The following is a 13,494-nucleotide window of genomic DNA, read 5'->3' on the forward strand; positions in this document are numbered from 1 at the left end:
GGGAGCCGATCGGTATCAGCCGTGACCGGTCCCGGTCCCGGTCCGGGGGACCGGGACGGGACCGGGATCAGCACTTTCCGGCGGGTGCGGGCGCGGGATTGGCGAGGAGCGCCACGGCCCGGTCGGCCTCCTCCTTGGGCTTCAGTTCCTTGAAGGCGTCGCCGATGATCAGGTCGATGTCGGCGCCCTCGCGCGTGTCGTGCTGCTGGGTGAGCCCGTCGACCTGGGTGCCGAGGACGGCGTAGGCCGCCTTGTCCGTGGTGGGCGCGCCGAGCAGTATCCCGGCGCCCGGGACCTTCTTGTCGAAGGTGGGCGGGGCGTTGCCCACCTGACCGATGACGAAGCCGCGTTTCTCCAGCTCGTCGCGGACCGCCTTGGCGAGCCCCGCGCGCGGGGTCGCGTTGTAGACGTTGACCGTGATCTGTCCGGGCTGGGGAAGCACGACCGCGGGTGATGCGGAGGTGGCGGGTCCCGGTTGGGGAGCGGAGGCGGGTTTCGCGGCCTTGGCGGGTGTGGCGGACGCCGTGGGGCAGTCCTTGCCGGCCGCCGCCGCGTTCCGCTTACCGCCGCCGTCGCCCCGGAACACCCCGATGAGCTGGAGCGCCCCGTAGCCGAGCAGGGACAGCGCGAGGAGCGAGCCGAGCAGGGCGAGGACGACCTTCCGGCGTCGGGGCCGGCGGCTCATGCGGGGGTAGGCAGCTCCCGTGACGCGGTACTTTCCGCCCATGCCGGGGGGAGTGAGCATGCTCATGGGCGCAGCGTAATGCCGCGCCGTGACGATGCCTACTAAATGATCTATTGATCGGGCAAGGCTGACCCGAAAGGCGCAATCAGTCCATTTCCAGGACGCGTGCGTGCAGCACCTGTCGCTGCTGGAGCGCGGCGCGCACCGCGCGGTGCAGCCCGTCCTCCAGGTACAGATCGCCCTGCCACTTCACGACGTGCGCGAAGAGATCGCCGTAGAAGGTGGAGTCCTCGGCGAGCAGCGTTTCGAGGTCCAGCTGTCCTTTGGTGGTGACGAGCTGGTCGAGCCGGACCGGGCGCGGGGCTACGTCCGCCCACTGCCGGGTGGTTTCCCTGCCGTGGTCGGGGTACGGCCGCCCGCTTCCGATGCGCTTGAAGATCACACGGAAAGCCTACCGGGCCCGCGCCTCCGGGCGCAGCCTCGTGTCATGGGTGCAAAGGTGACGGACAGGGCTATTCCGGGAGTGATGCATGAGCCAGAGCACCGACCAGGCCGTTCCTGCGGACCCCGCGGACCCGGCCGGAGCGATTGCCGCGGGGTACGCCTTCACCGGACCCGCGCTCGATCTGGGGGCCTTGATCTGGGACGGCGCCTGCCTGCCGGACCGGCAGATCCGCATCCCGCTGGGGATGCTCAACCGGCACGGGCTCGTCGCGGGCGCGACCGGCACGGGGAAGACGAAGACCCTCCAGCTCATCGCCGAGCAACTGTCCGCGAACGGCGTGCCCGTCTTCCTCGCCGACATCAAGGGGGACGTCTCGGGGATCTCGGCACCCGGCGCGGACAACGAGAAGGTGCGGGAACGGGCCGCGGAGGTCGGCCAGGAGTGGCGGGCCACCGGCTGCCCCAGCGAGTTCTACTCCCTGGGCGGGATCGGCCCGGGCATTCCGCTGCGGGCGACGGTGACCTCGTTCGGTCCGGTGCTGCTGTCGAAGGTGCTCCAGCTGAACCAGACCCAGGAGCAGTCCCTCGGGCTGATCTTCCACTACGCCGACTCCAAGGGCCTGGAGCTGTTCGACCTCAAGGACCTGCGCGCGGTCGTGGCCTTCCTCGTCTCGGACCGGGGCAAGGCGGAACTCAAGGGGATCGGCGGGCTCTCGACGGTCACCGCCGGGGTGATCCTGCGGGCCCTCACCGCATTCGAGCAGCAGGGCGCGTCGGAATTCTTCGGGGAGCCCGAATTCGACACGAGCGAATTCCTCAGGACGGCAGCGGACGGCCGCGGAACGGTATCCGTGCTGGAACTCCCGGCGGTTCAGGACAAACCCCAACTCTTCTCCACTTTCCTGATGTGGCTGCTCGCCGATCTCTACGCCGATCTCCCGGAAGTCGGCGATCCGGACCGGCCGAAGCTGGTCTTCTTCTTCGACGAGGCGCACCTGCTGTTCAACGGGGCGTCGAAGGCCTTCCTGGATTCCATCACCCAGACGGTCCGGCTGATCCGTTCCAAGGGAATCGGCGTCTTCTTCGTGACCCAGACCCCGAAGGACGTCCCGGCGGACGTGCTGGCGCAGCTCGGCAACCGCGTGCAGCACGCGCTGCGCGCCTTCACCCCGGACGACGCGAAGGCCCTGAAGGCCACCGTGAAGACCTTCCCCAATTCCGCTTACGACCTGGAGGAGTTGCTCACCGGTCTCGGCACGGGCGAGGCGGTGATCACGGTGCTCAGCGAGAAGGGCGCCCCGACGCCAGTGGCCGCGACCCGGCTGCGGGCCCCGCAGTCGCTGATGGGACCGGTCGACGCGGCGGAACTGGACCGGGCGGTGAAGGCGTCGCTGCTGTACTCGCGCTATGCCGAGCCCGTGGACCGCGAGTCGGCGTACGAGAGGATCAGCGCCGAACAGGCGGCGGCCGAGGCCGCCGCGGAGGAGGCGGCGGCGGCCGCGGAGGCGGAGAAGCGGGCGGAGAAGGAGGCCAAGGAGGCGGAGAAGGCCGCCCGGAGGGCGCCGAAGCCGGAGCCCTCGTTGGCCGAACAGGTGGTGGGCAGCGGCATCTTCCGCTCGTTGGCCCGCTCGGTCGGCACCTCCCTGGGCCGGGAGATCTCCCGCTCCCTCTTCGGAACGGCCCGTCGCAGAAGATGACCTGACGGGGCGTCGGTCGATCCCGCACGCCCCGGGCCTGCAGGTCCAGCCGGAATCAAGTGCACCGGGTGCCGCCGGCCCCGTCGACGCTGACAGACTCGGGGGTATGCGGACCGAACTCACCGACACCACGTCCAGCAAGGTCGTCCGGGCCTTGCTCGAAGCGCGCCGAGCAGTCGGCAGCCCGGCCATGGGGCTGGTGCTGACCCTCGTCGTGGTCACCGACGAGGAGAACGCCTACGACGCCGTACGCGCCGCCTCCGAGGCCTCCCGCGAGCATCCGTGCCGCATCATCGCCGTGATCAAGCGGACGGCGCGGGGTCCGCAGCGGCTCCGCCAGACCCGGCTCGACGCCGAACTGCGGGTCGGCACGGACGCCGGCTCCGGCGAGATCGTGCTGCTGCGCCTGCACGGCGAACTCACCGACCAGGCGGGCTCCGTCGTGCTCCCGCTGCTGGTGCCCGACGCGCCGGTGGTGGCCTGGTGGCCGTCCGAGGCCCCGGCGGATCCGGCCCGTGACCAGCTGGGCGCGTTGGCCCAGCGCCGCATCACCGACTCGCAGGCGGCGCCCGACCCGGTCGGCGTGCTGGACCGGCGGGCGGCCTCGTACGCCCCCGGTGACACCGATCTGGCCTGGACCCGGCTGACGCCGTGGCGCTCCCTGCTGGCCGCCGCCTTCGACCACAAGCCGCTTCCGGTCACGGGCGCGGCGGTGGAGAGCGAGCCGGACAACGCGAGCGCCGAGCTGCTGGCGCGCTGGCTGGAGCACCGGCTGGAGGTGCGCGTGGACCGGGTGGCCACCGACGGACCGGTCATCACCCGGGTCCGGCTGGAGACCAGCGCCGGGGAGATACGGGTGGACCGGCCCGCAGGGGTGCTGGCCACCCTGTTGCTGCCCGGCTGGCCCGACCGCAAGGTGGCCCTCAAGATCCGCAGCACGGCGGAGCTGCTCGCGGAGGAACTGCGGCGCCTGGACGCCGACGTCGTCTACGCCTCGGCGCTGCGCGGCCGATCCGCCCAGGCCTCGCTCTCCGCGTAGTGGTTGTCGTACACCGGTGAGCTGTCCTTGATGTCCTGGACGGTCGCCTCGCCGGCGCGGACGCGGCCGAGGAGCCGGTAGTAGTCGAAGCGGGCCATGCCCGGCGTGAAGCCGACGAGGACCTCGGCCGTGTGGCCCGCGGCCGGGGCGAAGGCGTGCTTCACACCGGGCGGGACGGTGATGAAGTCGCCCTTGCCGAGGGTGTGGACCTCGTCGCCGACCAGGACGTCGAGGCGGCCGTCGGTGACGTGGAAGAACTCGGTCGCCTTCGTGTGGAAGTGCACGGGGGCGCCGGCCGCTCCCACCTCGAAGCTCGCGGTGTTGCAGGTCAGCTCGTCGGTGTCGGTGAGCAGGGTGATGACGCTGCCGGGGCCGTCGCTGACGCGCTCGGCGGTCGCGCCGCGCGTGAGATTTTCGATCATGAATCCGACCCTAGTGCCGTGACCGCAGGAATCCTCAGGTCCGGTTGGCGGCGGGGCTGAGGCCGCCTCGGTCCGCGACCCGGACCGGGCCCGCCCCCTACCCCTACCCCTTCGCCTTCGCCGCGGCCTTCATCTCCTGCTTGTACGCCCGGACCTTGGCCAGGGACTCCGGGCCGGTGATGTCGGCGGCGGAGCGGTGGATGTTCGCCGGGCCGTAGCCCCCCGCGGCCTCCCGCCAGCCCTTGGGGCGCACCCCGTACCGCTTGCCGAGCAGCGCCAGGAAGATCTGCGCCTTCTGCTCCCCGAACCCGGGCAGTGCCTTGAGCCGCTCCAACAGTTCCGGGCCCGTCGTGGCGTCGGCCCAGACGGCGGCGGCGTCACCGTCGTAGTGCTCGACCAGGTACGCGCACAGCTGCTGGATCCGCTTCGCCATGGATCCGGGGTAGCGGTGCACGGCGGGCTTCTGCGAGAGCAGCGCCGCGAAGGCGTCCGGGTCGTGGGCGGCGATGGCGTGCGCGTCGAGGTCGTCGGTGCCGAGCCGCTGCGCGATCGTCCACGGGCCGGAGAACGCCCACTCCATCGGTACCTGCTGGTCGAGCAGCATGCCGGTGAGCGCGGCGAGCGGGCTGCGGCCGAGCAGGGCGTCGGCCTCGGGCTGCTGGGCCAGCCGGATGGTGATGTCCATGGCTCCAGCCTCCCCCGCGCGCGGGCTCGGCGCGCGGTCGGCGCGCGGTTGCCGCACCCCCCGCCTAGCGTGGGAACGAAACACCCGCACGCGGACACGGGAGTAGATCGACCATGGCTGAGTTCCAGGAAGGCGCGCCCTGCTGGGTGGACGCGATGTTCACCGATGTGGAGGGCGCCAAGGCGTTCTACGCGGACGTCCTCGGCTGGACCTTCGGGGAGTCCAGCAGCGAGTACGGCAACTACACCCAGGCCTACTCCGACGGGAAGGCCGTCGCGGCCGTGGTCCCGCCGATGCCGGGCGCGGACGCTCCCTCGCAGTGGTGTCTGTACTTCGCCTCGCCGGACGCGGCGGCGACGGCGGAGAAGATCAGGGCGGCCGGTGGCGAACTGGTCATGGAGCCGATGCAGGTCGGCACCTTCGGCACGATGCTGATCGCGAAGGAGCCGAGCGGCGCGATCTTCGGCGTCTGGCAGCCCGGCGAGCACAAGGGCTTCGAGAAGATGGGCGAGGCCGGCGCGTACTGCTGGGCGGAGGTCTTCAGCCGGGACGTCGCCCGACCGGACGCGTTCCTGCCGGCGGTGTTCCCCTACGAGGCCGAGCAGATGGAGACGGGCGACGATCCCGAGATGGCCGGGATGGACTTCAAGGTCTTCAGCCTGGGCGGCAGGAGCAACCCGGTCCTCGGCCGGATGGCCATGGGCGACGAGTTCCCGCCCGAGGTCCCGTCGTACATCCAGGTCTACTTCGCGGTCCCCGACTGCGACGAGGCCGTGGCGAAGACGAAGAAGCACGGCGGGAAGCTGCACTTCGGGCCGATGGACAGCCCCTTCGGCCGCTTCGCGGCGGTCGCGGACCCGCAGGGCGCGGCGTTCGCGGTGATCGACGTCACGACGACGGTCGGGGAGATGCCCTCGTTCGGGTAGCGGCGGGTACGGGCCGACCCCCGGGGCCGGCCGGAGCCGTCGGGGGTCGCCGAACCTCGGCTCGACCCGGTCCGTGCGGTCAGGCCGCGCGTGGCAGGGGGAGCTCCGCGCGGCGGGCCTCGCCGCGCGCCACGAGGGCCGCGCATCCGAGCCCGAGCGACGCGACGAGTCCGAGGACGCCGAGCAGGCCGGCGGCGGAGACCAGGAGGAAGCCGTCGGAGGAGTCGGCGACCTTGGCGCGGACGCTCGCCGCGGGGACGGTGCCCTGCTGTTCGCCCACGGGATCCATCGCCGAGTCGCGGGAGTTGAGCCGGTGGTCGCCCATCACGAAGATCCGGCCCTCCGGCACGGTCACGTCGAACGCGAAGGCCGACGGTCGGCCGGCCTCCCGCAGGTAGGGCTCGACGAGCGGTTCACCGTTGAGGGTCAGCGTGGTCGCGCCGGCGGTGTGGGAGACCCTCGCGATCCCGAGACCCGACCGTCTGTTTGCCCGCGCCATGTCAGAACCGGACGTGCGGCCCGAATCCTACGGGGGGTCCGCGCAGCCCCGACACCGGCCGGGTTCATGGCTGCGGAAGGCGCGGTCGCAGCTCGGGCAGTTCTGCAAGGGGGCCGGCGCGACGCGTGCGGGTCTTCTGAACTCGGCCTCCAGGGCGGGCGGGACCTGGTCCCTGAGCCGGTGGGCGATGAGCCCGGCCGGGTTGGTCAGTACGTCGGGGAGGTCGGCGGTCAGCACGGTGATGATCGCGTCCGCGCTCCCGCCGCGTTCGACCCAGACCTGGGCCCATTCCGCGAGGCGCTCGATGTCGCGCCCTCCGAGGAGCAGCCGGTGGTCGACGTGGCGCAGCTTCGCGAGCACGGCCATGGCCGCCGGGCGGTGGGGCGAGGGCGGCCCGGGGACGGGACGCGGGTCGGGCCCGGGGTCGGGTTCCGGCGCGGGCTCCGGCTCCGGCTGCGGCCCGGGTTCCGGCTCGGGCTCCGGCTCGGGGGTCAAGTCCCGCGGTACCGGCGTCGGTTCGGGGCCTTCCGGTGCCGGTGGCGGTGGTGGTGCCGGCACGGGTGCGGGTGGCGGCACGGGTGTCGGCCGCGTCATCGCCGCGGGGTGGTTGTAGGACACCGTCCGGGTGACGAACCGCCCGTCGGGCAGCTGTTCCACGGTCCGCTTGAGGTAGCCGTGGGCCTCCAGCTCGCGCAGGGCCGTCGCGATCCGGGTCGTCCCCTCGGGGACCTGCCTGACCAGGTCTTTGATGCCGATGGCGGTGCCGGGCGGGAGGGACTGGATGTACGCGCCGAGGCCGCGGGCGGTCAGCGTCAGCTTCGGGTGCTGGATGAGGTGGTTCCCGATCACGGTGAACCGGGTCGTGTGTCGGACGTTCACGTGGCGAACGCCGTACGGCGCAGGGGAGGGCGCGATAGCCTGCTGAGGAGCCAGGGGGAAGCTAGTGACTTCCTGCTTGGTCAGGCCCTCGCCCGGGATTGCCGTCCCGGCGGGGGCCGTCTTCGTCGGTGAAGCGGTCGGGCCGAGCATATGCCCCGCAACCGGTCCGAAATCCAACCGAGTTGGACTTGTTCACCCGTGTGAGTGATGGCACCGCCGGGGGAGGCTGGTGGGGTTGGGAAGGGGTTCTTTCCCCGGTTTTTGCGAAGCAAGAAACGTACCGCGAACCCGGGACCTGCCCGACCGGGACCCGGTCCCACCTCAGCGGACGGTGAGTTGGTCGTACGTCTTGTAGGTGTACTCGCCGGACAGGGTGATCCTGTTCCCGGTGGTCGCCGGGAGGCCGAGACGGTCGTTCACGAGCCGGGTCATCGGGCCGCAGCCGGTGGCGGCCGGCACGGCGAACGCGGTGTCGGTCGCCGCGTACTTGATCACCGGGGGGTTCTTGGACACCCGCTCGGAATCGCCCACCCGCTTCAGGCGGATCTCGATCGGGGTGTCGCCGGCGCCGATGGTGCAACCGTCGGGCAGGAGCGGGCTCACGGCGCGGTAGCGCAGGGTGAAGAAGCCCATGCTGTCGCCCACGGAGTAGAAGTCGGAACGGCCGCCGTACTCCGGCCGCAGTGACAGGCCGAGCAGCGGTGACCGGTCGGCGGAGGCGCCGTCGATGCCGAGCAGTCCACCGGGGACGGTGGAGGGCCCGCCGCGCAGGGATCCCCAGGCCTGGCCGTTGCTGCCGTCGGGCATCGGCCCCTCGGCGAACGTGAGGGTCATCGGGGCCAGTGCGGGGATGTCGCGGTTGCCGAGGCGGAGCGAGCCGGAGGCGGTGTGCAGCTCGCACTTCCAGCGCGCCGCGTCGACCCCGGCGGGGAGGGCGGGGCAATCGGAGAAGTCGTAGGTGGGGGAGGCGGGAGAGGCGGGTCCGGTGGCCGCCGAGGCGCCGGCCGTGCCGGTGATCGTGAGGGCGAGTGCGGCGGCGAGGGCGAGCCCGGCGGTGGTGGTCTTCATGGCCCCCACGGTGCCGCCGGGCGCCGGTCGGCCGCGCCGGGGAAACCCCCGGCCCGCCCCTGAGGTGCCCCCGAGCCGGGGTCAGGGCCGATCTGTCGCGCGCGTAAGGGCAGTTGGGCCCGCAACGCACCGCAACGCACCGCACCGTAACGCACCGCCCTGCTCGGAGCCGGTCCGCCGGTCCCCCGGTGCGGCGCGCGGGGCGGGTTCGGTGCGTGCGCGTCGGCCCGTCGTGCGACCTTTCGCGCAGCGGCGAGCCGGGCGGGTGGTTCCGGGTCGCGGATGCGAGGGGCGGCGAGCGGGGCGGGGCGCCGGCTCGTACGGTCGATCCCGTGCGGATCCCCCGATCCGCGCGGACGAAGAAACCGAAGACGTAGAGGTCGAAGCACCATGAGCCTGAGCATCCGCAACCAGATCGCCGGAACCGTCACCGCCGTCACCATCGGCGAGGCCATGGCGACGGTGAAGGTGCGCCTCGACGGCGGCCAGGACATCACCGCCGCCATCACCGCCGACGCCGTCAAGGACCTCGGCCTGACCGCGGGCTCCGCCGTGAAGGCCCTGGTCAAGGCCACCGAGGTGGCGCTCGCCACCGGGCCCGTCGAGGGCCTGTCCACCCGCAACCGGATCCCCGGGACCGTCGTCGACGTCGCCACGGGTCCGGCCATGGCCTCCGTGAAGGTCGACGTGAACGGTGGCGGCCTGACCGCCGCCATCACCGCCGACGCCGTCGAGGCGCTCGGCCTGGCCGCCGGCACCTCCGTCGTCGCGCTGATCAAGGCGACCGAGGTCTCCCTCCAGTCCGCGTAGGGCCCCGGAGCCGCCGTCAGACCCCCACGGCCAGTGGCGCGAGCGCCACGGCCGGGGGCGGCGCCGACAGGGCGCCGAACCAGATGTGGGTGACGGCGCTGACGTACCGCGCACCGCAGCGGTCGGACGGGACGACCAGCTGGCAGCCCGCCTCGTCGAGGTCCTCACCGTCCAGGCGGGTGGCCAGCAGGACGGGACTGCCGCAGAAGTCGGTGTCCAACTCCGCCCAGGACAGCACTGTGTGGTGGCCGTCCCCGCCGCTCACCGCCAGCAGGAACCGACTGCGGTCCTTGCGGCGGCGGCCGTCGAGTGCGGGACAGGCGCGGGTGACGACGTCCCGCAGCAGCGCGCCCTCGAAGACGTGGTGCTGCGGGCCGTTCGTCGCGCAGTCGAAGGTGACCTCGGCCCGGTGGCCGGGCCATTGCCGCAGATCGGCGACGGTGAGGGTCGCCGGATGGTCAAGGTCTCCGTGCAGCGTGAGTCCGGACATGCGGGCATGATGCCCGCCACGGCCCGACGCGGAACCTCATCTGCGAGGTTCGGAGGTCCGTATGAGCCGCAGACCGGATGTCATTGGTGCTTTCCACCTTGCAGATTCCGGTTGATTTTCTGCCAGACCACATCACGTGTCACAGGCATCTCGGTGAACCGGATGCCCGTCGCGTCCCGCAGCGCGTTGGCGAAGGCCGGGCCCACCGGGTTGAACGGGCTCTCGGACATGGACTTGGCGCCGAGCGGTCCAATCGCGTCCGAGGTCTCCATGAAGTGGACCTCCGTGCGCGGGACGTCCGCGTACTGCGGCAGCCGGTAGCGGCGGAAGGCGGCCGTGGTGACCTCCCCGCGCTCGTCGACCCGCACCGTCTCGAAGAGGGTGGCGCCCAGGGCCTGGGCCACGCCGCCCTCGACCTGCCCCCGGCACTGCATCGGGTTCATGACCTTGCCCGCGTCCGCCGCGTGCACGCTCCGCAGGATCCTCATCTCGCCGGTGTTCGGGTCCACCGCCAGCCGGAACCACTGGGCGTTGAAGGCCACCGACCGGGGCGAACCGCTCCAGTGGCCGTCCGCCGCGATCTCGTCCGTCCTGCCCGTGACGTGCGCGGCCTCGTACAACTCCTTCAGGGTGACGACGCGGCCCGCGCAGTCGAAGGCCTCCCTGCCCGGCTCGCACAGGTGCCGGGCCACGCCCGTGTGCCGGGCCGCGAAGGTCCGCAGGCGCTCGGCGAGCGAATCGGCCGCCAACATGACCGCCTTGCCCGCCACCACCGTGCCGGCCGAGCCGAACGCGCCGGTGTCGTGCCGGACGACGTCGGTGTCGGACTGGCGCACCGTGATCCGGTCGACGGTCGTGTTCAGCGCTCCGGCGGTGATCTGCTTGTGGACGGTGGTCGTGCCGTTGCCGAACTCGGCCGTGCCGACCGCGATGTCGTACGTCCCGTCGCGCATCAGGCTGATCCGCGCGTCGGCGAAGTGGCCGCCCGGCGGGCCGGTCGCGATCATCGCGACCGCCGCGCCCTGGCCGGTGAGCCAGCCTTCGGGGACGTCCTCGTGGCTGCGGTCCTCGGCGATGGCCCGGCGCACCACGTCCATGCACTGCTTCATCCCGTACGAGGCGATGAACAGGTCCTCCTCGTGGCCGATCGGCGTCACCAGGTGGTCGCCGGGGCCGATGACGTTCTTCTCGCGCAGGACCAGCGGATCCATGCCGAGCCGGATCGCGAGCTCGTCCATCATCGACTCGACGGCGAAGAGGACCTGCCCGAGGCCGTAGCCCCGGAAGGCGCCCGCCGGCACGCCGTTGGTGTAGACGGAGTAGGCCTCCACCTCCTTGTTCGGCGCCTTGTAGACCGCGAAGGACTCGCCGACGCTGTGGAACATGACGGCCGGGCCGTGGTTGCCGTAGGCGCCGGTGTTGGAGACGACGCGGATGCGCAGCGCGGTGAGGGTGCCGTCGGCCTTGGCGCCCACCTTGATGGTGATCTTGAAGGGGTGCCGGGTGGTGGCGCCGTAGAACTGCTCGGCCCGGGTGAATTCGAGCTTCACCGGGCGGCGCAGCCGCAGGGCGGCGAGGACCACGATGTCCTCGGTCAACATCTCCTGCTTGCCACCGAACCCGCCGCCCACGCGGCCCGCGACGACGCGGACCTCGTCCTCGCCGAGGTCGTAGAGCGCGCACAGCGCCCGTCGGGTCAGGAACGGGGCCTGGGTGGAGGAGCGGACGGTGATGCGCTCGCCGTCGCCGTCCTCCTTGGGTTCGAAGTACGCGACGCTGCCGTGGGTCTCCAGGCTGGCGTGTTGCACGCGCTGCGTCCGGAAGGTCTCCTCCAGGACGACGTCCGCCTCCGCGTAGCCCCGCTCCATGTCGCCGAGCGTGTTGTGGACCTCGCCGCACACGTTGTTCTCGGCCCGGAAGATCCCCGACTCGGGCCCCTTGGGGTGCAGCACGGGCGCGCCCGGCAGCATGGCCTCCTCCGGGTCGATGACGTAGGGGAGTTCCTCGTACGTGACCACCACCCGGCGGCAGCCCTCCTCGGCGGCCTGCTCGCTGTCGGCGACGACGGCCGCCACGCGCTGGCCGACGAAGCGCACCACGTCGTCCAGGACGCGGGTGTCCATCGGGTCCTCGGTCGGGTGCTCGTGCCGGGCGGACGAGTACAGCCGGTCGGGGGCGTCGTGGTGGGTGAGGACGGCGTGGACGCCGGGTACCTGGAGGGCGTCGCGGGTGTCGATGTCGACGATGCGGGCGTGCGGGTGCGGGGAGCGCAGCAGCTTCATGTGGAGCAGGCCGGGCACCTCCACGTCGAAGGTGTAGCGGGCGGTGCCGGTGACGACGAGCGGGCCCGCGGGGGCGCCCAGCGACTTCCCGACGGCCTGGCCGGCCTCCGGTTCCTCGGTGTGCTTCACCCCGCGGACGGCGTCCTCGATGGCCCGGTAGCCCGTACAGCGGCAGATGTTGCCCTTGAGGGCGCGCGGCAGGTCCTGGAGCTTGCCGTCGTCGTGGGCGGAGCCCTCCTCGGTCCGGAGGGCCGCCGTGGTCATCAGGAACCCGGCGGTGCAGAAGCCGCACTGGAACCCCTGCGCGTCGAGGAACTGCTGCTGGACCGGGTGGAGTTCACCGCCGGGCTTGGCGAGGCCCTCGACGGTGGTGACGGAGCGGCCCTCGGCGCGGACGGCCGGGTAGAGGCAGCTGTGCACGGGCTGCCCGTCGACGTGGACGGTGCAGGCCCCGCAGTCGCCCTGGTCGCAGCCCTTCTTCACGCCGAACCAGCCGCGCTCGCGCAGGTAGGTGCGCAGGCACTGGCCGGAGCGGGGCTCCTCCTCGAAGCGCTGCTCGTTGATCTCGATGCCGTAGCTCATCGGGAAACCTCCTCGGCCGTGAGTTCGCGGCGGATCTCCTCCGCCAGGAGCAGCGCCATGTGCCGCCGCCAGTCGGGCAGTCCGTGGATGTCGTCGAACCACTCCTCGGGACGGACGGCGTCGTCGACGGCCGCCCGCAGCTCGGCCGCCGTGGGCGGCAGCGCGAACCAGAAGCGGAAGGGGCGGGTGGTGGCGGCGGACACGGTCACGGCGAGCGAGCCGTCCTGCGGGTCCGAGGTGCCGATCACGAGGACGCCGGAGCGGCCGAGCCCGTAGAGGGAGGCCTGTCGGAAGGCCGTACGGGAGCCGAGGGCGCGGGCCGGGACACGGAGGGAACGCAGCAGTTCCCCGTCGCGCAGGTCCTTGACCCCGGCGCCGCGGATGAAATCGGTGACGGGCAGCCGGCGGGTGGCGCCGTCCTGGCCCTGGAGGAGGACGGTGGCGTCGAGGCCCGCGCCCAGCGAGATGATCGGCCCGGCCGGGAGGCCGTTGCAGAGGTTCCCGCCGACGGTGGCCATGTTCCAGATCTTGAAGCTCGCCAGGAAGGCCCGGCAGCACTGCTCGATCAGCGGGGCCGCGGTGGCCGGCAGGCTCCGGCCGAAGCGGGACAGCTCGGTGATCGTGCAGGTCGCGGAGATGTCGAGCGAGCCGTCCGGCTGCCAGGACAGGGGCGGCCAGCCCATCCGCGACAGGTCGATCAGGCGACGGATGTGCGGCTGGGGTTCGGAGAAGAGGTACGTCCCGCCGCCGAGCCAGGCGTCACCGGGCCGCCAGGGCTCCCGGCGGCGAGCGTCGCGCACGTCGATCACCGTGTTGAGGTCCATCCCGCGCCACCAGCCTTTCTCCGCCGCGCGCCGTTCACATCTGCCGGCATGTCTTCCGGCAGCCGTCCGGCGCGTCGTCCGCATGCCGTCCGCATGCCCTGCGGCAACGTCCTCCGGCAATGTCTTCCGGCCAGTGAAACAAGGGGGGCGGGGGCGATACGA

14 protein-coding genes are annotated in these 13,494 nt (G+C 72.0%); 4 read left to right on the forward strand and 10 right to left on the reverse strand.

All coding sequences use genetic code 11. The annotated features are described in order from the left end of the window. Nucleotides 1–67 precede the first annotated feature (67 nt). Both ACZ58N_RS23105 and ACZ58N_RS23110 read right to left on the reverse strand, forming a co-directional pair. A complete protein-coding gene (locus ACZ58N_RS23105; protein ID WP_471162934.1) occupies nt 68–751 on the reverse strand; it encodes a LytR C-terminal domain-containing protein in 684 nt (227 codons plus the stop codon). A 79-nt stretch (nt 752–830) separates the two neighbouring features. After that, the gene (locus ACZ58N_RS23110; protein ID WP_008740979.1) at nt 831–1,127 is read right to left on the reverse strand and encodes a type II toxin-antitoxin system VapB family antitoxin; all 297 of its coding nucleotides are present in this window, start codon (nt 1,125–1,127) and stop codon (nt 831–833) included. An 88-nt stretch (nt 1,128–1,215) separates the two neighbouring features. On the opposite strand from ACZ58N_RS23110, the gene ACZ58N_RS23115 reads away from it, so the two are divergent. Both ACZ58N_RS23115 and opcA read left to right on the forward strand, forming a co-directional pair. Further along, a complete protein-coding gene (locus tag ACZ58N_RS23115) occupies nt 1,216–2,826 on the forward strand; it encodes a helicase HerA-like domain-containing protein (RefSeq protein ID WP_471162937.1) in 1,611 nt (536 codons plus the stop codon). Nucleotides 2,827–2,932: 106 nt separating this feature from the next. Then, complete coding sequence (gene opcA, locus ACZ58N_RS23120; protein ID WP_471162939.1) at nt 2,933–3,865, forward strand: glucose-6-phosphate dehydrogenase assembly protein OpcA; 933 nt, start codon at nt 2,933–2,935, stop codon at nt 3,863–3,865. Here the strand turns inward: opcA and ACZ58N_RS23125 are convergent. Together ACZ58N_RS23125 and ACZ58N_RS23130 are read right to left on the reverse strand one after the other, a co-directional pair. Beyond that, complete coding sequence (locus tag ACZ58N_RS23125) at nt 3,814–4,287, reverse strand: cupin domain-containing protein (protein ID WP_471162942.1); 474 nt, start codon at nt 4,285–4,287, stop codon at nt 3,814–3,816. The two genes, opcA and ACZ58N_RS23125, sit on opposite strands and share 52 nt — an antisense overlap. A gap of 103 nt (nt 4,288–4,390) precedes the next feature. Then, nucleotides 4,391–4,972 carry an HhH-GPD-type base excision DNA repair protein gene (locus ACZ58N_RS23130; RefSeq protein ID WP_471162945.1) on the reverse strand — a complete coding sequence of 194 codons (582 nt, stop codon included), beginning with the start codon at nt 4,970–4,972 and terminating at the stop codon, nt 4,391–4,393. A 113-nt stretch (nt 4,973–5,085) separates the two neighbouring features. On the opposite strand from ACZ58N_RS23130, the gene ACZ58N_RS23135 reads away from it, so the two are divergent. After that, entirely contained in the window at nt 5,086–5,898 is an 813-nt protein-coding gene (locus ACZ58N_RS23135) for a VOC family protein (RefSeq protein WP_471162948.1), read from the forward strand. A gap of 79 nt (nt 5,899–5,977) precedes the next feature. On the opposite strand, the gene ACZ58N_RS23140 is transcribed toward ACZ58N_RS23135, so the two are convergent. The 3 genes from ACZ58N_RS23140 to ACZ58N_RS23150 all read right to left on the reverse strand — a co-directional run bounded on the left by ACZ58N_RS23140 (nt 5,978) and on the right by ACZ58N_RS23150 (nt 8,344). After that, nucleotides 5,978–6,397 carry a S26 family signal peptidase gene (locus tag ACZ58N_RS23140; RefSeq protein ID WP_471162951.1) on the reverse strand — a complete coding sequence of 140 codons (420 nt, stop codon included), beginning with the start codon at nt 6,395–6,397 and terminating at the stop codon, nt 5,978–5,980. Between the two features lie 27 nt (nt 6,398–6,424). Further along, nucleotides 6,425–7,276 carry a helix-turn-helix domain-containing protein gene (locus ACZ58N_RS23145; RefSeq protein ID WP_471162953.1) on the reverse strand — a complete coding sequence of 284 codons (852 nt, stop codon included), beginning with the start codon at nt 7,274–7,276 and terminating at the stop codon, nt 6,425–6,427. A gap of 321 nt (nt 7,277–7,597) precedes the next feature. Then, nucleotides 7,598–8,344, reverse strand: a complete 747-nt coding sequence (locus ACZ58N_RS23150) for a hypothetical protein (protein WP_471162955.1) — start codon at nt 8,342–8,344, stop codon at nt 7,598–7,600. A 390-nt stretch (nt 8,345–8,734) separates the two neighbouring features. On the opposite strand from ACZ58N_RS23150, the gene ACZ58N_RS23155 reads away from it, so the two are divergent. After that, nucleotides 8,735–9,154, forward strand: a complete 420-nt coding sequence (locus ACZ58N_RS23155; RefSeq protein ID WP_471162958.1) for a TOBE domain-containing protein — start codon at nt 8,735–8,737, stop codon at nt 9,152–9,154. A gap of 16 nt (nt 9,155–9,170) precedes the next feature. Here ACZ58N_RS23155 and ACZ58N_RS23160 read toward each other — a convergent pair whose 3' ends face one another. The 3 genes from ACZ58N_RS23160 to ACZ58N_RS23170 all read right to left on the reverse strand — a co-directional run bounded on the left by ACZ58N_RS23160 (nt 9,171) and on the right by ACZ58N_RS23170 (nt 13,332). Continuing rightward, nucleotides 9,171–9,644, reverse strand: a complete 474-nt coding sequence (locus ACZ58N_RS23160; protein WP_471162960.1) for a molybdopterin-dependent oxidoreductase — start codon at nt 9,642–9,644, stop codon at nt 9,171–9,173. An 80-nt stretch (nt 9,645–9,724) separates the two neighbouring features. Next, complete coding sequence (locus ACZ58N_RS23165) at nt 9,725–12,508, reverse strand: molybdopterin-dependent oxidoreductase (protein WP_471162963.1); 2,784 nt, start codon at nt 12,506–12,508, stop codon at nt 9,725–9,727. After that, the gene (locus ACZ58N_RS23170; RefSeq protein WP_471162966.1) at nt 12,505–13,332 is read right to left on the reverse strand and encodes an FAD binding domain-containing protein; all 828 of its coding nucleotides are present in this window, start codon (nt 13,330–13,332) and stop codon (nt 12,505–12,507) included. Before ACZ58N_RS23170 ends, ACZ58N_RS23165 begins: the two co-directional genes overlap by 4 nt. Nucleotides 13,333–13,494 lie beyond the last annotated feature (162 nt).

Source organism: Streptomyces sp. NPDC040432, assembly GCF_055595445.1.